This window comes from Paenibacillus qinlingensis (genome assembly GCF_031455095.1).
Classification (GTDB): domain Bacteria; phylum Bacillota; class Bacilli; order Paenibacillales; family NBRC-103111; genus Paenibacillus_E; species Paenibacillus_E qinlingensis_A.
In genome coordinates this window covers 485,072-506,523 of the sequence record NZ_JAVDSB010000001.1, presented here as the reverse complement: position 1 = coordinate 506,523, position 21,452 = coordinate 485,072, and the positions used below count along the sequence as shown (strand labels likewise).

The window sequence follows — 21,452 nt, the reverse complement described above, 5'->3', positions numbered from 1 at the left end:
TCGCTTATGCCAATTCCAACGTTACAACAATGCTTACTTGAGCACCTACTTCAGCAGCAGCTAGATCGATTAGATACACCGTCTCGGTACCGCCTTCGTGATTCTGATGCTCCACAGCTTGGAACGATGCCTGCAGCTGTTCGGCATCATAGCGTAACACCTGCTGAGACACTTTCTCTGCCGAGCTATCCGCAAGTACAATCTCCCCAGCCTGTCTAAGAACTGGCTTATGCTGAGTAATGAATCGTTCCGTTACCGCTGCACCAGACTCTCGAAATTCGAAGACATCCGAAAGGGTTAGCTTCCCTTGCTGTTTATCAAACTCGAAGCTGCGCTCGAGCTTCTCTAAGGTCGGCTCCGCATACGCCTTCGCCAAATCCAAGCTGAACCTGTCACTACGCTCTGAGAGGTCTGCGGCTAGCACCTGGGCGCCATGCGAACGGCCCTCCTGTTGGTAGTTGCCGTTGATGATCGGAACACTGTGACCGGCTGAGCTGTTACAGAGAATCGAATACCGCTCATCACCGAAGTATTGCTTCGTGTATAAGCCTGCTCCCAAATCCTCAAACCATCTAACCCCATCTACAACCCATAAGAAGTGGCCAATGTCGTTGTGATTATGCGGTTCATCGTTATGTCCGCCTTTGGCAGCGAAACTAACGACTTTGTTTCCTACCTCTGCTCGGCTGACCATCCATTGTGCTTCAGATAGGAAGTCTGACTGCAGCGGCATTTCCTCCCGTTCGCGAAGTAACGGTACATTCAACCACACCACATTACGCACAGCACTTGCGAAGCGCCCGCAATGATCAATTGTATGTGGTTGATTCGCTAGAGTTGGAATACGAATTTCGGCAAATTGCTCGCACAACCGGCTGAATATGCCAATTTGAATGCCATTCTTCTTCGAACAGTCGGAAAAATTGGCAATATGATTGCCTTGCAAGAAACAGCGCTGTGGGAATTGAGCGACTCTGCGTGCTTTGGCATCGGTTTGAAGAATATCCACCTTGCCGCCCGTACGCTGCTTCAGCAACTCGCTAAAATACACATAATAACCAAACCCATAGTACCAGTAGCCTAAGCCTTCCAGACAAGCTCCTTCGTCAGAAAAGCCTTCCAAAAAGCAATCCATCGAAGCGAGAACACGCCCAATGATTGGCAGCAGCGCTTTCGAGTCTGGTATTAAATAAATAGCCGTCATACCAATGTTTCCTGCACAAACCGCGGACCAATTAATATCACAGGTTTCCCACCAATAAGCTCGCTTAATGGCCATATACGGCTCAAGGACTCGGTTCATGATCTCACGGTGCACTCTTCTCACAACAATACCATTTAACTGATCTCGGAATATATGACAGGTCTCACTTAGTGCATGTGCGGTTTCCGAAGCAAATAAATCAATATGTTTGAATTCTTCGCCCTCAACAGCCGCATCATGATTCATTAAATGTGCTGGCAAACACCACGTATATTCATCGCAAATAGCCCAGATCGTATCTTCCAAAGCAGACACATAAGGCTCAATACCATCCTTCAACGCGGCTACGACCAAAGCTGCTAAGCGGCGGCGGCGATCAAAATAGCGTGTTTCGAACTCCATTCGCGTACCTTGGGAGCGATAAAAATCCCACTCTTTGAAGGGTAACGCTGCAATTGGCTCCCTTTCAAATGCCTGAATTAAGGGTGTGATCTCGTTATATACCGATGCGAGCAGAGGACTCTCCGTTTGCTTAATCGGTGTTTGGACCACCTGCAAGGCTTCGCCAAACAAGCGGCTGTGGTCACTCTCAGCTTCTAGCAATGCTTCCAATAATAATCGACTATTCATAGATTATCCTCCCTGCCTACACACTATTCTTTAACTATAACCCCATCATATATCAACAAACTAGCTACTATTTTGACCACTCTACGTCAAATAATGACCACTTTTCTTCTATAAATAGTAAGAAAAGCTTCTCGCACGTTGCGGAAGCTTTCAATTCTAAAACTATGCGATATGTAATTGCCTACTCTGCAGCTCCCACTGCCTTCAACCAAGCGTTGGCAATTAATGCGTGTCCAGCAGGAGACGGGTGAACGCCATCTGGTGCCCAGAAAGCGCTATCAGCTTGCGTAGAAGCTTGGGCAAACAAACCGTCTAAGCATAGTAGACGTGCGCCGAATTCTCTGGCTAATTCACGGATGGCCGTGATCTTAGGATCCAAATCTTCTCTCCATAGCTTGCGATCCTCAGGCACTGGCAGTACAAATGGCTCGATAAGAAGCAGCTTCGCTCCCGTACTTGATGTCCGTTCTAGCAGCTGACGGTACCCCTCTTTAAATTTCTCGGTTGAGGTCCCTTCATTACGATCAAATCTACGCCACGTATCGTTGATGCCAATATAAATCGAAACCAGATTTGGTTTCAAATCCAAACAATCTTGCTGCCATCTCTCTTGCAAATCAGGAACACGATTGCCAGAAATCCCTCTGTTCAAGAACTTAACCTGTTTCTCCGGATATTTCGCTGAAAAAAGTGCAGCTGTCATAAGTGCATAGCCTCTGCCTAGATCGTTGCCATTATCACGAATACGTCCTGCATCCGTAATACTATCTCCTTGAAATAGAACGGTATCTCCTTGCTCTACCCATACTGCCATCCTCATGAATCCTCCTTTGATTGACCAAGCCTTCTTCTTACGTACTGATGAGATAAATTCCTCACAAATTATACCATGTCTAAGGAGGCGAGTGTACAACCAATCTCATCGAAAGATGTGATGCATTTTAGGTATTTGCGTTTAAATCATGACATATTTGGACAAAAAGATACGTATTACCCAAATAAACGACGAACCCATCCACTTTGGATAGGCGTGTCTATTGGACAAGGAGTCTTGCTCATGGATGCCATGTCTACGGTCTCACCCATCTACATCTCAGACCAGTTGGAAGATAATTTGCGTGAACTCCATCTCATTTATTATAAATGTCATGATATTCACATACACACATTCAACATCGGTCAAACGACCAAAGCTTTTGTTATTTATGTCGAGGGCTTAATTGATCTTGAACTTCTAAATAAAGATGTACTCACACCCTTAATTAGCGAGCCTGAAGCTGAATGGAACTACACGGTCAAGGAATTATCTGCTCTTGTCTCTATCTCGAATATCGCTGAAATTGTCCGTATGGACGATTTAATTTCCCATTTATCTTGCGGTTGTGTTGGACTTTTTGTGCAAGGTGTTCCCACTTGCTTCGCACTAGGAGTAGCCAAATGGGATAAACGCGCAATTAATGAGCCCACTGCTGAATCCGTGGTTCGAGGACCGCGCGAAGGCTTTACTGAAACACTCTTAGTTAATACGTCCATGCTGCGCAGGAAAATTAAGACTCCAGCGATGAAAATGATTGCTTACACCATTGGTACCCACACGAAAACTACCGTTATTGTCGTATACATGGAAGGCATCGCGAGAGATTCGCTCATTGAGGAAGTGGATCAGCGAATTAGTGAGATACGCATCGACGGCATATTGGAGAGTGGCTACATTGAAGGACTGATTGAGGATAGTCCTTTTTCGCCATTTCCTCAAATTCAAGTAACTGAGCGACCTGATGTAGTCTGCGCTGCACTTCTAGAAGGTAAAGTCTCCATTCTTGTCGATGGGACACCCTTCGCCTTAATAGCACCAGCCACACTCTTTTCCATGCTGCAATCTCCAGAAGACTACTACCAGCGTTTTATCATTGGTACATTGATTCGTTGGTTGCGCTATGTCTTTTTCTTTACAGCGCTTTTGTTGCCATCCCTCTACATCGCAATTTTAACGTTCCATCAAGAAATGGTTCCAACTTCGTTGCTGCTAAGTATCGCGAAGTCGCGAGAGGATATTCCTTTCCCTGCGCTTGTAGAAGCTTTGCTCATGGAAATCTCATTTGAAGCCTTGCGTGAGGCAGGTGTTAGACTCCCTAAACAAGTTGGCGCTGCTGTCAGTATCGTTGGTGCGCTCGTCATTGGACAAGCAGCGACATCAGCAGGCCTAGTATCCGCACCGATGGTTATGGTCGTTGCCATTACTGGGGTTGCTTCCTTCATGATGCCGCAGTATGCAACTGGCATTGCACTGCGTATGCTGCGATTTCCTATCATGTTCTTGTCTGGCATGCTCGGGTTATTAGGTCTGATGCTAGGATTCATTGTCATTATCATCCATTTGTGCTCATTACGTTCTTTAGGCGTGCCCTATCTTCAGCCGCTTGCTCCAATTAAGGGGAGTGAACTGAAAGATGTGCTTGTTCGTGCCCCGATTTGGTCGATGAGGCGTCGACCTCTCTTCACGGTCAATTCGAACAATATTCGTCAACCTGAGGGGCAAAAACCAGATCACCTTAAAGGAAATGATGCCCATGATCGAAAAAGGTAGAATCTCCCCCATGCAGATGGCGCTCCTCATGCATCCGACGATACTAGCTACAGCAGCACTTTCTGTCCCGTCCATTACGATGAGAGTAGCTGGAATAGATATGTGGATGGCGCCTATCCTGTCCTCACTTGTTGGTCTTTTAACCATCTATATTGTTTATCACTTACATATGAGATTTCCAAATGATACTTTCGTGCAATATGTGCCACGGATTATAGGACGATTTGCAGGTGCGCTAGTTGCCTTTTCGTATGTCGCAGCCTTCCTATATTCCGCAAGCATAAGCGTGAGAGAGTACGGTGAGTTTATTACGGGTAATTTTTTAGTGGATACGCCCATGCTTTTCGTTGTGGTACCTATCATTGCAGTATGTGCTTATGCACTATATGAAGGCATTGAAGTACTTGCCAGATCTTCACAGATCCTGATTCCGGTAGCGATTTTTATTATTTTCGCAATGGTCACTTCCCTAATTCCTGACTTTCAACTTAAACACATGCAGCCTTTTTGGGGAAATGGTCCTCTGCCACCACTACTAGGATCTATTGTTCCTGCCTCTTGGTTCTCCCAATTTTTCGTTCTGTCATTCTTATATCCGTATCTAAATAAAAAGGAACTCGGAATGAAATGGAGCATCTACGGTGTGCTGTCCGTCATGATTACGATGTTAGCTATTAACTTGCCTATTTTGTTAATTTTTGGCGAACTTACTCCAGCGATGAACTATCCATTTCTGGTAGCTGTACGATATATATCATTGTCTGATTTTTTAGAGCATCTTGAATCCCTGTTAATGGCCGTATGGTTAATTGGCATTTTCGTGAAGATTACCATGGTTTATTATTTGGTCCTGCTGGGGACAGCTCAATTATTCAAGCTATCTGACTACCGCCCCATAATAATACCTATGGGATTCCTCATAATACTGGTCAGTATATGGATTTCCCCTAATTTCCAGGAAATGAATCATGCACTTAGTACGAGTATCCCTTTCTTTTCCCTGTTGATGCAACTGGTCATCCCAGCTTCTCTACTCGTTACGGTTGTAATTAAAGGGAGGATGCTTCGGCGATGAGTTCCCCTAAACGTCACCGCGGATTACTGTTTGCGCTAGTACCGAGCCTGCTCATGCTTACAGGATGCTGGGATCGCATTGAAGTCAATGATGTCGCTTTAATTACAGGCGCAGCTATAGATAAGGTGGGACCAAATACCATTTTGCTATCTGTTCAAATCTTCGTACCAAGGACCTCCTCTAACAATGGAATGGGTGGTCAAGGGGCTAATGTTGGCAATCAGGCTTCTATCGTTACTTCTGCTACGGGAGAGAATATTCCTGATGCGCTATCCCATATTCAAGAGAAGCTGCCACGGAAATTATTCTGGGGGCATGCAGAGGTATTTATTTTTAGTGAGGATATTGCCAAGGATGGCATTCGAGATGAAATTGATTACTTAATGCGTGCTCCACAGCCAAGAGAACGTGCCTACATGTACGTAACCAAAGGAAAGGCGAGGCAAATGCTTACGACTCAGTCCTTCCTTGAACGAAATTCAGCGGAGATTATGCGAGAAATCTCGAAAGGTAAACTTTCTCTTAGTGTTACGCTTGCTGATCTTGCTCATATGCTTGTCAAAGAGACTGGTGCGGCAGCAACTCCATGGATAGAAATGCTGCCTGCATCTGCACCAAACAATTACGATAGCATCCCTTCTCCAGTGAATGGTACGGCTATTTTCAAAGATGGCAAAATGGTTGGCGTTGTCGATGAATTTACCACCAGAGGGATACTCTGGATCCGCAATGAAATCAAACAAGCAGTCGTTACCGTGAATCCGGAAGAAAAAAGCCCTAACTCTGTTTCACTTCGATTAACAACCAGTAAAACCAAGATTAAACCATTGATTCATAATGGAATCTGGACATTGGATATCCAAATACGAACAGAAAATAATGCCCTGCAAAACTCAACAAACTTAAAACTTAGCTCGGATCCTAAAGCAGTTAAAATCATTGAATCCGCCATGAATGAGGATATTGAAGATCGTGTCCGTATTGCTTTAAACAAAGTCCAGAAAGAGCTTCAAGCTGATATTTTCGATTTTGGAGGGGCCTTTCATCGTGCGTATCCCAAAGAATGGGAACAACAAAAATCACATTGGGAGGATATTTTCCCCACGATTGAAGTTACCATTCAACCACATGCGACAATTCAACGTCCTGGCTTAACCAGTATCAAAGAAGTAGGAATTGAGGAGAAACCGCGAAAATGACGTCGAAAGCTATTCCATGGATCATGCTGCTTTGCGTACTAATCACAGGAGTACAATGGTATTGGTTTCGCAAAAAAATACCATCTAAAGAGAAGATGACCTATTGGTCTATTCTTTGCTTGTGTTGGTTCTTAGCCATTATGCTCTTCCTTTATCCGAGACTTTCTGGGCCTACGGACTGGGTGAATGTAATCTTTCGACCGCTAGGTAAGATGATTGATCAGTAAAGGAGAATGGGCATGCGGATTAGCGGAAAGCAATTATTTTGGATGTTAGCGTCCATGCAAGTCAGCATGACCATTCTGTTAACGATTCAACCTGCTATAATGGCCTCCAAGCAAGACTCTTGGCTCTCCATGTTGATTGCGACGCTCATTGGTATATGTATTGCCTTTGTATGCACGCGAATCAATCGCAAATATCCGGGTCAAACCCTTGTCACGTATCTCCCCCAATTAGTTGGCACATGGATGGCCCGATTTCTTTTTTTTATCTATGGAGCATTCTGGTACGTTGTACTTGCCATGGTTCTACGTCAATACGCTGACTTCATTCTCGCAACCATCCTGCCGCAAACGCCAATTCTCGTGCCCATTGTTGCTATGATGCTTGTTGCTATTTATGTCACAAAAACTGGTGTAGAAGGTATTGCAAGATGCAGTGAAATTCTTGGTCCCTTCCTATTAATTATGATTATCTTAACCTTACTGCTCAGTATACAAGATATTCATCTGAAGCAAATTCTCCCGCTCTATGTGGATTCGGGATGGAAAGTCATTCTGAAGGGCTCTCTGCCAACAAGCACGTTTCTAGGTGATTGTGTCATGCTTGTCTTCTTGCTTGCTTTCCTAAAGCATCCTGATCAAGGCGTTAAGCCCGCTGTGTTTGGTGTTGCTGTAACTGGCTTACTCACAAGTGCATCCGCGTTCGTTCTTGTTACACTATTTGGTGCTCAAATGGCTGCGGGACAGACTTATCCTTATTTCAATCTCGTACGTTACATCTCTGTGTATAACTTTTTTCAAAATCTTGATGCCATCCTCATTCCCATCTGGATCATAGGGGTCTTCATGAAGGTTTCCTTGTACTTTTTTGTATGTACTTACGGCACTGCACAAGTGTTCAAAGTGGTTCAATGGCCACGCATGCTTTGGGTGGTAGCCCCCGTTATTCTGATCATCGCTATGGTACCGCGAAGTTATTTCGACAGCTCCATCTTTTTCCCACAAAAGATTGCCGTTCCGTTTATTTTCCCGATCCATATGGTAGCTATCCCCCTTGTCTTATGGGGACTATCATGGCTTAGAAATAAAAAAGACCGAGATTCACACCCGCAAGTGTGAACTCGGTTTCTTCGTTGCCTCATTAGGCAATGGTTCGAGAAAAAAGAAGTTGATAATAGGTATTCAACAGTTCATCCAATTCGATAGAAAGTTTCAATACCGTATCAGACAATAGGCCGTATGTTTGACTAGCAAGATTCAGCTCATTACGAAGTGCTTCAATCTTTTCTTCCAACTCATATCGTTGTCCCATATTGATCCCCCCGATTTTGAAATTCCTATTGTGGATAACTCACACGTTTTGTTACCTTTATCATAATTGAATATTGTTAAGAAACTATTAGCAAATTAGGCGATTTTACACTTTTTCACAAAAAAACACTATATATTGATGATTTGTCCCGCTGGAACCACTACCTGTTCCCCTTCTACACTGATCCAGACTGGAATCGCCGAAGGATTATGAATCATCTGGCAATTCGCGGAGAAACGAAGACGTTCAACGGCTTGCATGTACGCCACAATTTCAGCATTCGTTGCAAACCAGATGTCGGATCTGCCTTTTACTTTTTCACCAAACTCCTCAAGCATTTCCCAGTTGTTATCATTTTCGAACTCATAACTGTGTCCCCAGACATACAATAACGACATTCGGGAATGCCTTTGTTCGAGTTGTACGAATGCATCTGCACGCTCAAGCATGTTTTTATGATGGCACGTTGGATGCCACCTTAAGAAGTCTTGCGGCATTTGAAATCCGCCATGGCTAGCGACCGTCCTTGCATATTCAATGCCTAGTGTAGGCAGTGCTTGAACGACTTGCTCGGAGTAGGTTCCGAATGGATAGCTCATTCCGCGCACAGGATAGCCGACTAATGATTCCAAGGCTTCACGATCACGTGAAATTTCTCGTACGACTTGGTCCATTGGAGATTGCTCTAAAAAAGGATGATCAATGGTATGAGCAGACACCTCATGTCCCGCGAATAACGAAGCCACCTCAGACGCCTCAATATACCCTTCTTTTCCTAAAAATCCACTGTTTAAATGAAACGTACCTTTAATCCCGTATTCATTCAATATACGCACAAGCCTGCGATCATGTAACTTGCCATCATCGTAACTTAGCGTTAAAGCTTTGGTGACACCTTGTGGAAACCGATCTAATCGAATACGCATAGGAACCCCTCCAAAATAAGTCAATTTCATACTTTCAATGTAGCAGAAACTTCTTTGGCGGGCTATCATTTCCTAATTAAGATAACCAATTCGCTAGATTCGTCTTCACAAAGGCATCATCGTTCAAATGAGGATAGTCTTTGTACATGCGGTCAATTTCTTCCGATTGGCCAGGCGACAATTCTTCATGTGGATTCAAGCACCATGTCCCTTTCAACAATCCCTGACGACGAAGTACTTCATGAATACCAGGAATACAACCTGCGAAGCCATTGGCTGGATCGAAGAACGCTGCATTCGCTTCGGTCACCTCGATGTTCCGTGTCAGCCATTCGGATGCTAGCGTAGGATTCATTCGAATTCCCTTTATTTCGTCTAAAAGTTCCACTGCTTTTTGCGTCCAGACGGCCCAATGTCCCAGTAATCCGCCTACAATTCTTTTCTCTATGTTCTTACCCTCAACTTGGAATTTATAAACAGTTAGAAGATCATTAATAATGTTGTCATCATTGCCGGTATACAGAGCTATGTCATCGCGGCGTTCTGAATAGCAGACAGCGCGTACGACATCAATCGTTTGATAGCGGTTAAAAGGAGCCATTTTGATCGCTACAATCCCCGGAATGTTAGCAAACTGCTTCCAAAAATCGAAGCTGTACACCTTGCCGCCAACGGAAGGTTGGAGATAAAATCCGATGACAGGCATTTTCTCCGCAATGCGTGCTGTCCGCTCCAAGATTTGAGACTCGGTCCAGCCACTCAAGCCACCCATGGATAATAAGGCTGCATCATAGCCAAGGGAGATTGCCGTATCTGTCTCGTCTTTGGCTTGATCTGTAGGACCACAAATGCCTGCGACCTTAATAAAAGGTCTGGTAAGTCCTGCGCGATCCACTTCTTCCGATGCCATACGAAGTACTTTCTCGTACAAATTGTATTGTGGATCACGAATTTCAAACTGTGTGGAGTGCACGCCAACCGCAATCCCACCAGAACCCGCTGCCATATAGTAACGTGTCAACGCTCGTTGACTTTGCTCATCCAGCAACCGATCTGCGGTTAAGGCAAGTGGATGCGCTGGAATGACCAGTCCATCGTGCAGCGCAATTCGTTGCTCTTTCGTTAATTCCCGGCGTCCTGTCATGGTTAGAATTTCCCCTCTCTCTCTTGGAAATGAGTAGGTTTATTAATCATGCTGCCACCATGCTCGATCCACTCCGCTACCCAATCAAACATCTGTAGAAGTGAAATCCGCGGATAGCCAAATAGCTGCATACTCTTCGCTGCATTACTAAGCAGCGCTGTTTCCGATTCTTGACCTTTGAAGATAGGCTCAATTCCTAGGCGTTGGCCTAACTGCTCGGCGGCATATCTCACAGAGACGGTCTCAGGTCCCGTCACGTTTAAGAAATTAGCTGGACTTTGTGCAGCTTTTAGTGAACGAATTGCAATATCATTCGCATCTCCCTGCCAGATACAATTAAAGTGCCCCATAGCAAGATCGATGGCACGACCTTCCTTCAACGATTTCGCAATTTCTAACAATACACCGTAGCGTAAATCAATCGCATAGTTCAAACGATAGATCAAAACCGGCGTACCGTTCTTATGACTGTAATGTTCAAACATTCGCTCACGGCCAAGACAGGACTGACCATACTCACCAATTGGGGCAGGACTAATGGCTTCATGAGCCCCGCCGTAGGCCACAGGAGTAAACGGATACACATTGCCCGTTGAGAATACGACGATCCGGGAGTTACGATATTTCTCAGCTACTCGGCCAGGCAGATACGCGTTCATCACCCAAGTGAAATGTTCTTTTCCCGTTGTACCGAACTTCGTTCCTGCCATATAAATGACATTAGGCACATCTGGCAATGCTTGCAGCGCTTCGTCATTTAAAAGATCACAGGCAATCGTCTCTACGCCAAAAGACTGCAGCTCCTCCTGCAAACCGCTTTCTGAGAAACGCGAAACCCCATACACTTTTTTATCAACACCAGCAGCACGAATCGCGTTCATCGCCAGCCTAGCTAAGCTCGGGCCCATCTTGCCTCCAACGCCAAGCAGCATAATATCCCCATCCAATTCCCTCATAAACTGGATTAAATCCGGTGACGGTGACGACATAACCTTATCCAAATCTTCTAATGTTCTCATTCTCGCAATCTCCTCACATTATGATCTTGAATTAAGCTTCCTGACTGTAGTATACGGACTCTCAAACATAAAAGACAAATCTTTATATCGTCTTTAAATAAAAGTAAAGAACCGCCCTTAGAGGCAGCATGGCCAATCTAAGAGCGGTTCGTATGTTCCTATCTATACCCGACTTGGATCGGCAGCCAATTTCTCCAAAAATTGGAGTCTGAACGTTTGCTTGGGTCTACCTTTGGGGACCTTCACATAACCAACGCTCGAAATCAAATCATGGTCCATCCATTGCAGCAGTAGACGATGCGTACTTCGAACCGTGACGCCAAGAATACTCGCTAACTCATGCACTTCATAGTCGAGCTTGCTCGTCCTTGCGACTGTCGCCATGAGCCGGCTTAAATACGTAGAAGTCATTCCGGCATCTTCTGCGCACTTCAGCAGCTCGGGATCTGTTACCGACAAATCCCGACTGAGTGGATCCGCCATTTCTAGTGGGCCAATAAGCGTCTTGTCTTCACGAACAATAAAGCAAGTGTTCCCGCCCGCCTCTTTGCATCTGCGCAGGGCAAGTCGGGCGTGCGTACCTGCTTCATTCGCACTGCGGCCGAAGCCGATACCCATACTTAGCGAAAGACCCAGCGATTTCCATACTTCTCGAGCAAGCGGAACCGACTTATAGCCCACCGTCTCCCGTTCGAAGATTCCCCGTGTTGTAAAAAATAAATACTCATCCGCACCGAGATGCGTTAAATAGCCATCCAACGACTCTACATAATCAATCAGTTTTCGGTGAACTTCCAGCTTGAAACGTTGAATATCGTGCTCCGTGCTTTGCTGTTGCAGCTTTTTGCCGAAATCATCCACATTGATCATACCTACAAGGATTTGCGCTTCTTTACTGCGCCGAGTTTCTGTAGAGAGCAGCGCACGCTCCAAGGCTACTGTAATATTCTGATCGGTCGGCGTAATCCATTCACAAGGAATTCCCTGCTCATTCAGCCTATCCGCAACTTCACTATCTGTGGTCAATGCGGCTTGGGCAGCTCCGTTGCGGAACGCTTCTACATGGAAGTGCATCATCGTGTCCACTTGCGGATAGGGCACACCATCGTAAATCAAAAAGCTGGATGATGTTTCACCGATTTCCTTCACATGCCTGCTTAAGGTGGAGGATGTAAAAGAATCGATACTAAAAATAGCACCCGCTGAATGAAGTTCGGGCTTACTTCGTAAACGATATAACGCACTAAATAGTCCCGTGTCCGTTAATGGAATCATATGTACAGGCAAGTGGGTAATGACATGTTCCTTGACTCTTCGATAGAGTGTAGGACCTGTTACAAGCAGCACTTCCACCTCTAAGAGCAGCTCCTCGGCAATCTCAGACGCAGTTTCTGCAGAACAGGCTCGCGAAATCGGTTGAAAAGATGGAAACGACGTCCCAATTACGCTTAACACTTTATTCACAAGTGCGTCGGGCCCTAAGATACCTATGGCAATTCGATTTGGAATATCCATACATGGCGGCTCCTTACTTCATCATTAAGATCAAGTATACGCCTGTTCTCGAATAAAAGACAAATCGTTATTGTGTCTTTAAATCTATTTTCCAGTTTGGTCATCCCTTAGCTTGCGGAACAAATCTCGGAAAACAAGATCACGATTAATATAATGGACGTACCGTATGAGATGTCGTGACGGATCTTGGCTCCATCTCGCCTCATCGGATACAATCGGACTTGCGAGAAGCACACTCGGTGTACTCTTTTCATTAACGAGATAAGCAATCGTCGAAATATCCCATATCACACGGGAATAGGCATAGTGATCAGGATGAACTTGTCGGAACGTCTCATACAAATACGCACCGATCTCCCCTGCATCCTTCACAAAATCTTTCATCTCCGATAGCGTCGTTTGTAAATGAGAAGCCACACCCATACATGGAATTAACACGAGTGGGACACCGCTATTCAAAATAACACGTGCCCCATGGATATCTTGCTCCAAGTTAAATTCACGTGTATGCGACCAGTGAAGCGCATGACCGCCAAGCCACACAACCACGATGTTCGCGATGATGCGAGGCTCCATAAGTATGGCGGAAGCTACGTTGGTTATCGCGCCAATGGCTACAACATACAGAGGATCTTCCGGCGTGGATGCCATCGCTCGCTCCACCAGATTACGCGCTGCTTCACTCTCTACCGGTGTCTCAGCACCTGGCAAATAAGTCTCAGACCCTTTATATATAGGAATGTCTGTGCGTGCCATCAGAGATACGATTTTGCGCAGCTCCTGATAACTCTTTTCCATACCGTCTTTAGGACCTGACGATAAATCATTAAAGAACGGCGCAGCATAGAAAGCCTCTACCTGCAGGCGTTCAGGCGATTGCAAGGCATAAACAACTGCAAATTGATCATCAATCTCATTAAACGTATCCGTATCCAGTACCATTCGTATCTTGCCAGACCTCGATTTCAATCGTTGGATACGTTCCTCATCCGATATCAATGGGAATTCCATGGGACATCTCCTCACTTTTTATATCATCATGTGGCTATTCATCTTTTGTACATTCTTATGTATATAGAGCTATTCTACCTATATTCGTGCTATATTTTTATCATAGATCGGCTTATTTTTTATATGATTCGGCTATCTATACGATTTTTAAAGTGAAAGGACGAACTGCCGTGAATGGGCATTTGGATTTTCTTTTTCGAACGACTCGGCATGAGAAACATACGACAGACAGCGATGTTTTGTTTATCGGATTTCAAGTAGAGCTAGGTCGGTATGCCCTCCGGGAAGGCTTATATCGCGACCAAACAGATGGAGCTATCCTTGCTTTACTGCAAAGAATGCTTATTGAGATGCAGCATAAACGCTCCTTCTATTCCGCTAAGCTGAATCATCTTGTTGGCGAGTTGGTTATTGAACTCCTCCGATTCCGGCATCTCTTTAAAGAAAAATATGGTCTCTCCCCAATGCAATACGTGATGTCCAAGCGTTTTGAGTTAGCCAAACGTCTGTTGCAGCAAACAGCTCTCTCGATTTCAGCCGTATCTAATGACTGTGGATTCTCCAATGACACGCAGTTTTTCTCCTTTTTTAAGAAAGCTACCGGTTTCTCACCTCGCCGATATCGGATGCAAGTGGCCCCTTCGACATACAAAGAGCCGAGCAGCTAGTGCCCGGCCTATCGAAAGCTATACGAATCTGATGTTGCTTATCATATTGCTTACTCCCATGCCATCTCTGCTCGAGCGAGCAGGTCCTTTAAGGCACGAATTGCGGTTACTACGCGTTTGGGATTACTAGCATGAGGTAAATAATGAGGCAGATGAGGTTCGACGGAAAGATAGCCCGTAAATCGAGCCTCACGCAATTGAAGCAACAGCTCAGGAAGTTGTCCTGCGCCTGCACCTGCAGGAACGAATTGATGCGGCTCATTCGTCGCATCTTTCACATGCACATAGGCCAAGTATGACTGCAATTTCGGATAGGCTTCGTCTGCCGGTTTCACTTTATTCATAACGAAATTTCCGGGATCGAATGCCGAGCGAAGCGAGTTGGAGTTACAATGCTGCAAAATGTCCAAAACACGGTCATCCTTTGAGCCATACAGATTATTATCATTTTCTAAGAGGAGAATGACATTCGCCTGTTCCGCAAGCTTAATTAGCTGCTTCATTCTGCTTAGAACTTCATCCCTGCATGCATCTAAATCAAGGTCCTTCGTATAGTACGAAAAGATTCGGATATAGGGTGTACCTACAGCATGTGCCGCATGGATGGCACGCTGCATGGCGGCCAATTCTGGTGCAAAATCATCTGTCACAGCGTATTTACCTATTGGCGATGCGATAGAAGAAACGGTAAATCCTCGCTGATCTAGCATGCTTCGTATGGACTGTAACTCCTCTTCGTTTAAGTCCAACACATTTTTCCCCCATACGTTGCGAAGCTCGAGATTAGCAAGCCCCTCCTGAGTAAGTACATCCAGCTGCTCTTCCAAATCATGCGAGATTTCGTCCGCGAAACACGTTACTTTTACTTTTAACATGCCGTTTCCTCCTCTTATTTCGTACTCCCGAATGAAGCCGACATATCTACGGCCACCTCAGTTGCTTGATTCACTTTTTTAATGAAACTGGATGTGCGAATCTTTTCATTCAAATGAACCAAGAACGCATCACCATCTAAAGGAACAGATACCGGACGCTTCTCAAAGGAAGATAACATAATGCCATTCGCCAATGTCAACGCACCCAAACCTTCCGGACCTTCAGCAATTAAGTCCATTTGTAAGCCAAGCAATCGATCCACCAACCGCCTTGTCACGATGGCATGCCCGCTCGGAACTGAGGTGCCTACGGCAACCTCGATGGGTTCAATCTCCCATGATGCGAATTGCTGCTCAGTCTCTCTGGTAAAGGTAAGCATGGATTGGGGGTACTTGTAATAGAGCAGCTTGCCATTCTCAAGCAACAGTTTCCCCAGATCTCCCACGATTTCCAGACGATTCGTTCCAGGCAATTCGGCCGTTGTTACGATCAAATGTCCAATCATCCCATTGGCATGTTCCAAATAAGCCGTGACCTCATCCTCCACTTCTATATCATGGTATTTCCCGATATGGGCATGCCCCGAAATCATTGCTGGCAAGCCAAACAGCCACTGATACATATCAAGTGTGTGCGGGCACTGGTTCGTTAGAATGCCGCCGCCTTCACCAGCCCAAGTCGCACGCCAGCCACCGCTATTGTAGTACGATTGGGAACGAAACCACTTCGTATGAATCCATGTGGCACGCGTTAATTGACCTAGTTCGCCGCTTCCCACAATTTCTTTCAGCTTCGCATAGAACGGCAGCGTTCTTTCTTGGAACATGATCGCGAACTGTAGATTAGGATACGTCAGCTTTGCTTTTTCGTAGGCCTCAATCATGCGATTCGCATCGTTCACATGCACAGCGATGGGCTTCTCACACATGACATGAATGCCTCGTTCGAAAGCTTCAATAGCTATCACAGGATGATCATAATGCGGAACGGCAATGATGACGACATCGATTCCTGAATGCGCTAACATTTCACTGGCGTTATAAAAGGCTTTCACCCCATAGGTGCTTGCAAACTGGTCCGCCTTCGCTTGATCCACATCACAGACAGCTTCTAACGTCACATTTTCCATTTCAGCCAAATATTTCAGATGCGTCTTGCCAATGTTGCCTATCCCAACAAGCCCAAATTTAATTTTCGTAGTACTCATTCCCATTTCCTCCTCTATATTGAATATCTCACCTTCATCCTATATCATTCTAATTACTACTTCCTTGAAGAAATTGCCTCAGATATGGATAATCTTGCTCAGTGAAAGAGGGATTGCCGATGATTTCAACGTATTTGGCACAATTCGATCAACATGTGCATTTCCAGCATGCCACTAGAAAACCACCCTTTAATGTTCATTTCCATTTGCATAAGGGCTGTGAAATTTTCTTCCTCATCCGAGGAGATGTGAATTATTTTGTAGAGAAAACGGTGTATCCTTTACAGTATGGTGATCTGATCATTACGAATGAACACGAAATTCACAAGCCTGCCTTAACCACCGATGCCATGTATGAGCGTGTTACGATCGAATTTAACCCTGCATTACTGGCCTATTTTCAAACGGAAACCCTTCTTCCCTTACAATGCTTCTATAATCGCCCTCTTGGCGAAAATAATAAAATCTCCCTCACCGAACAGGAAACATCTTCCTTGGTTGATTTATTTCATAAATATGATTACACAAACAAACATCCCAGTGCTGGTGATACGTTGCTTAAGCTAGGTTATCTCTTAGAAATCATTTCGCTTGTGCAGCGTTATTTTGAGACGAACAACGAGAAAGAGCTTGGTGTGGGCTTACCCGTTCGCTTGACCCCCATTCTTGCTTATCTGAATCAGCATTTGGCAGAAGATTTATCTCTCGAATTGTTGGAAAAGAAGTTCTATATCAGCCGATACCACCTCAGTCGTCTATTCAAAAAGCATACCGGTAGTACCATCCACGAATACATCGTGTATAAACGCATTGCGCTTGCCAAAAAACTACTAAAAGACGGGGCCAACGTGACAGAGGCTTGCTTAGGTTCTGGCTTTAACGACTATACCGGGTTTTTACGTATGTTTAAGAAAAAAGCAGGCGTTCTGCCGAAACACTATGCGAAGCAGGTCAGCATACAGGAAAGCAGACAAATGAGGGAATCCTAATTCATTTATGAACGAAAAAAAGGCAGCCCGCAGGCTGCCTTCTCGCTTCTTTTTAACCTATAAAAAAGTCTATAATTGCTCATCCACCATACGGTTGGTCAACGCACCTAATTTCTCAATCTCAATCGTAACTACGTCCCCATGCTTCAAATATACGCGTTGATCCACAGGCTTACCGAGAACTACCCCCTCTGGGGTTCCTGTCAAAATGATATCACCAGGCGACAGCGTCATATGCTGGGAAATATAGCTGACGATTTCATCGCAGTGGAAAATCATATCGGAGGTATGTGAATTTTGTCTCGTTTCCCCATTCACTGTGCATTTGATCGTCAACTGATTCGGATCTCCCACCTCATCAGCCGTGACCAAGTAAGGACCAAGCGGACTGAATTTATCGCAAGATTTCCCTAATAACCATTGTTGAGTGCGCATTTGCAAATCACGGGCCGACAAATCATTCACATTACAGTAACCAAGTACGTGGCTTAATGCCTGCTCCTTGGCTACATACTTAGCCTCTTTCCCAATCACGATAACCAGCTCAGCTTCATAATCGACTTGGCTCGTAACGCGATTCGGAAGCGGAATGTCGTCGCCATGCGAAGTAATCGTATTATTGAATTTATTAAATAAAATCGGATATTGCGGGATTGCCGCATTGGTTTCTTCGGCATGCTTGCGATAATTTAAGCCTACGCAGATGATTTTGCCTGGATGTGTCACGCAGGGGCCATATGTCACTTCGGATTCTTCCAAGAGGTATGCACTGCCCTCCGATGCTCCCTCCACGACTCTGGCTATGTATCTCTCCAACTGAGGGATCACAGTTCCAGCATCACCAATAACGGACATAATATCGGTTGGAAGCCCATCTTCCGGGAATGCTTTCAACGCCTCGTTAATATCCAATACATAACGCTCCAGCTTCACACCTAAATGAAGATTACCGGCTTGATCAATTGTGACGAGTTTCATTAGGGAACGTCCTCTCTCTTCCGTTAATTGATTTCAATCCTGCTTATTTACGCATTCTTACCAAACACAGCGCCACCATCAATGTACAAAGGCGAGCCCATCATGAATTTGGATTCATCCGAAGCTAGGAATAACGCGGCTTGCGCAACATCCTCAGGTGTACCGAGTTCATCGCTAAGCTGTCTACTTTTCAAAGAGGCAATCGCAGCCTCAGGATCATCATAAGAGGTTTTCAAATAATTCTCAACAAAAGGTGTTAGAATTGTGCCCGGCAGGAGGGCATTCACACGAATCTGGTAAGGTGCATAATCGACTTGCATCGATTTGGTCAACGCCAGTACCGCTCCTTTGGTCGCTGCATACGATGCTCGGCGAGCCAAGCCAATCTCTGCAATGCAGGAGGACATGTTAATAATCGACCCGCTGCGCTTCTCCATCATGTGCGGAATGACATATTTGGATGGCAGAAAAACGCCACGAATATTCACACGAATGACGCGATCCCATTGGTCCGGCTCTAACTCATGAAGAGCACCAACGCCGCTAATTCCCGCATTATTAAAAAGCACATCAATTCGCCCGCATGCTTCGATTGCTCGGTCTACCATCGCCTTAACAGATTCCGGATCGGTCACATCTGCTTGCAAGAAGAGTGCTTTACCACCGTTAGCCTCGATTTCGGAAGCTGTTTCTGCACCTTTGATGGCATCCAAATCATTTACGATCACATGTGCACCATGTTGTCCAAAAAGCAGCGCTGTGCTCTTCCCAATCCCCGAACCAGCACCTGTAATCATGATAACCTTATTCTGTAGTCTCATTTAGATCCACCTCTTAGTTTATTATAATAAACTTAGTTTGATATATAAATTATAAATTAAGTTTAGCATCCGCTTTCAGTCTCGTCAATGAACAAAAATCAGGACTAGCATGGAAATGGAAAAGAGGGTGCCCCACGCCATTATGTTGGCTTTTGGGACACCCTCTGGGGAATGATCTTTTGCGGCGACGACACCATTGCGCACAATTAAGGCGGTAAATACGGACTATATTTCCGAACTGGTTTAGCTATCTTAAAAAACAGCTGACAACGCGTGCGCCAGCAATTTCATCTCTTGCTTGGCCAAATCTTGTTTTACCGTCCATTGATGGACAGGCATGGAGCAGCTAACTGCGGCAATCGACTCACCGTTACGATCAAGAATCGGCATAGCGATGCAGCAAAATCCAAGTACAACTTCTTCTTGATCGACCGCGTAGCCGTTCTCTCTGGCGATTCGGAGCTGAACAAGCAGCTCCTCTCCGCTTTGAACCGTATTCGGCGTATAGCTTTGGAAGCTACCTTCCTCATAGTAGGAGAGCACCTGCTTATCTGCCCTCGCAGCAAGCAATACTTTGCCCATTGCCGTTGCATACGCTGGCAAACGCATGCCAGGCTCAGAGATGAGCCGAACTTGCGTCGCTCCCTCCTTCTTCGCCAAATAGACGAGTTCCCCCTTCTCCAAGCGACCCAACTGAATGGTTTCACCAAGACGCTCCACCGATCGACTAGCCTTCTCTTCAAATAACTTCACCAACGACATGCCAGAGAAGTATGCGTTGCCAATCATTCCAAAGAAGGAACCCAATGCATAGGTATCCCCTTTTTCTTTGATCACCCAATTCAAGGTTTCCATCGTATGTAAAAGAGAAAACATCGTGCTTTTATTAATTCCCGTCGCTGCACTCAAATCCATTAATTTTAACTTAGAAGGACCAGCAGCAACTAACTGCAGCACATCTTGTGCTCTTTCTAGTGCCGGGACCCAATATTTTCGTTCCATGTTCGACCCTCACAGACTCTACTAACAGACTTTTTCATTCGATGATAACATAAAGTACGAGCAGGTGTAAGTCCGTGCAACTTTTCATAGATTCACTCTCCTCCGATGTGCACCAGGCGTAATCCCAGTAACAGCTTTACATGCTTTCGAAAAGTGATGCACATCGGTAAATCCACAATACTCGCTCACCTTTTGAATCGAAACGTCTTCCTTTAATAACTCTAAGGCATGTTCTATTCGCAAATTCATCAAATATTGATAAGGTGTCTGTTGAAAATGCTGCTTGAAAAGCACGTTAAATCGGGACGAAGATAAACCAGCTCTTTGAGCCATATCCGCAACGGTTATGGGTTCAGACAAGTGAAATGCAAAGTAAGAGGTTATCCAGTTTAGGAATGGCTGATGTGTTCGCTGGGGAGATTGCGGCTTCATGTACTGCTTAAATGCGAGCGTGATCCACTCATTAGCTAGCTGATTAGCTTCCATGATTCCCAAATACGTCTGTAATTGCCAGCATTCAATCATTTTCAAAACAAGATCCCGCATTTTATTAGGTTGAGAAGTCTCTATCCGAAATGGCATACGAATATCCTTACATTCGTGCAATCGGGGTTGCGAGTAAGCGCTGTAAGGCATCATGTCCAATTGTCCAGGCCGCGTTACAAAGCTTTCTTCTCGGTGTACATTATAGAAAAAATCGAGATGAACATACGGGTTAATGGTATTGTTGAGTCCTTTGATTGTATGTAGATCACCAGGCTGGAAGAGACATAAATCGCCTTCTTTCAAGTCATGTTTCCGTCCATTAATCTGTATCTCGAATTGACCTTCTTGCACATAAAAAATAATATAATCCAACAAATTGCGTTCACCTAGAAAAAAAGGCGGACGTATCGCATAATCAGCAATACGAATATAGGGAGCTATCGCGTAATGATCAAGAATCATCTGTCAGAACCCTCTCTTCCAAAGAAACATTTCAGTCGTTTTTCACCCTACAAATGCGTGTAATTTACAAAGGCATATTCCTGCCCTTCCCTTATACTAAAGATGCGATATGGGTAT

General features: G+C 45.0%; 21 protein-coding genes. 7 read left to right on the top strand and 14 right to left on the bottom strand.

Annotated features, from left to right (window positions below):
• Positions 1 to 4: 4 nt before the first annotated feature.
• Together J2736_RS02110 and J2736_RS02105 are read right to left on the bottom strand one after the other, a co-directional pair.
• Complete coding sequence (locus tag J2736_RS02110) at positions 5 to 1,834, bottom strand: heparinase II/III domain-containing protein (protein ID WP_310223065.1); 1,830 nt, start codon at positions 1,832 to 1,834, stop codon at positions 5 to 7.
• A gap of 181 nt (positions 1,835 to 2,015) precedes the next feature.
• Positions 2,016 to 2,648 (bottom strand): SGNH/GDSL hydrolase family protein, encoded by a 633-nt coding sequence (locus tag J2736_RS02105; RefSeq protein ID WP_310223064.1) that lies wholly within the window; start codon positions 2,646 to 2,648, stop codon positions 2,016 to 2,018.
• Positions 2,649 to 2,891: 243 nt separating this feature from the next.
• Between J2736_RS02105 and J2736_RS02100 the strand changes: the two genes are divergently transcribed.
• From J2736_RS02100 to J2736_RS02080, 5 genes are read left to right on the top strand one after another with little or no spacing between them, the layout of a single operon-like run.
• Positions 2,892 to 4,421: a spore germination protein gene (locus J2736_RS02100; protein ID WP_310223063.1), complete on the top strand. Its 1,530-nt coding sequence runs from the start codon at positions 2,892 to 2,894 to the stop codon at positions 4,419 to 4,421.
• Positions 4,396 to 5,496 carry a GerAB/ArcD/ProY family transporter gene (locus J2736_RS02095; protein ID WP_310223060.1) on the top strand — a complete coding sequence of 367 codons (1,101 nt, stop codon included), beginning with the start codon at positions 4,396 to 4,398 and terminating at the stop codon, positions 5,494 to 5,496. Before J2736_RS02100 ends, J2736_RS02095 begins: the two co-directional genes overlap by 26 nt.
• A complete protein-coding gene (locus J2736_RS02090) occupies positions 5,493 to 6,695 on the top strand; it encodes a Ger(x)C family spore germination protein (protein ID WP_310223058.1) in 1,203 nt (400 codons plus the stop codon). Before J2736_RS02095 ends, J2736_RS02090 begins: the two co-directional genes overlap by 4 nt.
• Positions 6,692 to 6,922, top strand: coding sequence for a hypothetical protein (locus J2736_RS02085; protein WP_310223056.1), 231 nt, complete (start codon positions 6,692 to 6,694; stop codon positions 6,920 to 6,922). Before J2736_RS02090 ends, J2736_RS02085 begins: the two co-directional genes overlap by 4 nt.
• A gap of 12 nt (positions 6,923 to 6,934) precedes the next feature.
• Positions 6,935 to 8,038 carry a GerAB/ArcD/ProY family transporter gene (locus J2736_RS02080; protein ID WP_310223054.1) on the top strand — a complete coding sequence of 368 codons (1,104 nt, stop codon included), beginning with the start codon at positions 6,935 to 6,937 and terminating at the stop codon, positions 8,036 to 8,038.
• Positions 8,039 to 8,060: 22 nt separating this feature from the next.
• Here J2736_RS02080 and J2736_RS02075 read toward each other — a convergent pair whose 3' ends face one another.
• The 6 genes from J2736_RS02075 to J2736_RS02050 form a co-directional block, all read right to left on the bottom strand.
• Positions 8,061 to 8,231, bottom strand: a complete 171-nt coding sequence (locus tag J2736_RS02075) for an aspartyl-phosphate phosphatase Spo0E family protein (RefSeq protein ID WP_310223052.1) — start codon at positions 8,229 to 8,231, stop codon at positions 8,061 to 8,063.
• 128 nt (positions 8,232 to 8,359) lie between these two features.
• Positions 8,360 to 9,157: a polysaccharide deacetylase family protein gene (locus tag J2736_RS02070; protein WP_310223050.1), complete on the bottom strand. Its 798-nt coding sequence runs from the start codon at positions 9,155 to 9,157 to the stop codon at positions 8,360 to 8,362.
• A 76-nt stretch (positions 9,158 to 9,233) separates the two neighbouring features.
• Complete coding sequence (locus J2736_RS02065; RefSeq protein ID WP_310223048.1) at positions 9,234 to 10,301, bottom strand: dihydrodipicolinate synthase family protein; 1,068 nt, start codon at positions 10,299 to 10,301, stop codon at positions 9,234 to 9,236.
• A gap of 2 nt (positions 10,302 to 10,303) precedes the next feature.
• Positions 10,304 to 11,320 (bottom strand): NAD-dependent epimerase/dehydratase family protein, encoded by a 1,017-nt coding sequence (locus J2736_RS02060; protein ID WP_310223046.1) that lies wholly within the window; start codon positions 11,318 to 11,320, stop codon positions 10,304 to 10,306.
• Between the two features lie 162 nt (positions 11,321 to 11,482).
• Positions 11,483 to 12,835, bottom strand: coding sequence for a GGDEF domain-containing protein (locus J2736_RS02055; protein ID WP_310223044.1), 1,353 nt, complete (start codon positions 12,833 to 12,835; stop codon positions 11,483 to 11,485).
• Between the two features lie 84 nt (positions 12,836 to 12,919).
• On the bottom strand, positions 12,920 to 13,846 hold the full coding sequence (locus tag J2736_RS02050; RefSeq protein WP_310223042.1) for a nucleoside hydrolase: 927 nt from the start codon (positions 13,844 to 13,846) through the stop codon (positions 12,920 to 12,922).
• Positions 13,847 to 14,016: 170 nt separating this feature from the next.
• Between J2736_RS02050 and J2736_RS02045 the strand changes: the two genes are divergently transcribed.
• Positions 14,017 to 14,514: a helix-turn-helix transcriptional regulator gene (locus tag J2736_RS02045; RefSeq protein ID WP_310223040.1), complete on the top strand. Its 498-nt coding sequence runs from the start codon at positions 14,017 to 14,019 to the stop codon at positions 14,512 to 14,514.
• 50 nt (positions 14,515 to 14,564) lie between these two features.
• Here the strand turns inward: J2736_RS02045 and J2736_RS02040 are convergent, their stop codons facing one another.
• Both J2736_RS02040 and J2736_RS02035 read right to left on the bottom strand, forming a co-directional pair.
• The gene (locus J2736_RS02040) at positions 14,565 to 15,389 is read right to left on the bottom strand and encodes a sugar phosphate isomerase/epimerase family protein (protein ID WP_310223038.1); all 825 of its coding nucleotides are present in this window, start codon (positions 15,387 to 15,389) and stop codon (positions 14,565 to 14,567) included.
• Between the two features lie 14 nt (positions 15,390 to 15,403).
• A complete protein-coding gene (locus J2736_RS02035; protein ID WP_310223037.1) occupies positions 15,404 to 16,597 on the bottom strand; it encodes a Gfo/Idh/MocA family protein in 1,194 nt (397 codons plus the stop codon).
• Between the two features lie 119 nt (positions 16,598 to 16,716).
• Between J2736_RS02035 and J2736_RS02030 the strand changes: the two genes are divergently transcribed.
• Positions 16,717 to 17,586 (top strand): AraC family transcriptional regulator, encoded by an 870-nt coding sequence (locus tag J2736_RS02030; protein WP_310223035.1) that lies wholly within the window; start codon positions 16,717 to 16,719, stop codon positions 17,584 to 17,586.
• A gap of 69 nt (positions 17,587 to 17,655) precedes the next feature.
• Here the strand turns inward: J2736_RS02030 and J2736_RS02025 are convergent, their stop codons facing one another.
• The 4 genes from J2736_RS02025 to J2736_RS02010 form a co-directional block, all read right to left on the bottom strand.
• Positions 17,656 to 18,564 carry a fumarylacetoacetate hydrolase family protein gene (locus J2736_RS02025; RefSeq protein WP_310223033.1) on the bottom strand — a complete coding sequence of 303 codons (909 nt, stop codon included), beginning with the start codon at positions 18,562 to 18,564 and terminating at the stop codon, positions 17,656 to 17,658.
• A 47-nt stretch (positions 18,565 to 18,611) separates the two neighbouring features.
• On the bottom strand, positions 18,612 to 19,385 hold the full coding sequence (locus J2736_RS02020; protein ID WP_310223032.1) for an SDR family NAD(P)-dependent oxidoreductase: 774 nt from the start codon (positions 19,383 to 19,385) through the stop codon (positions 18,612 to 18,614).
• Between the two features lie 252 nt (positions 19,386 to 19,637).
• The gene (locus J2736_RS02015; RefSeq protein ID WP_310223029.1) at positions 19,638 to 20,387 is read right to left on the bottom strand and encodes an IclR family transcriptional regulator; all 750 of its coding nucleotides are present in this window, start codon (positions 20,385 to 20,387) and stop codon (positions 19,638 to 19,640) included.
• A gap of 84 nt (positions 20,388 to 20,471) precedes the next feature.
• The gene (locus J2736_RS02010) at positions 20,472 to 21,335 is read right to left on the bottom strand and encodes an AraC family transcriptional regulator (RefSeq protein WP_310223027.1); all 864 of its coding nucleotides are present in this window, start codon (positions 21,333 to 21,335) and stop codon (positions 20,472 to 20,474) included.
• Positions 21,336 to 21,452 lie beyond the last annotated feature (117 nt).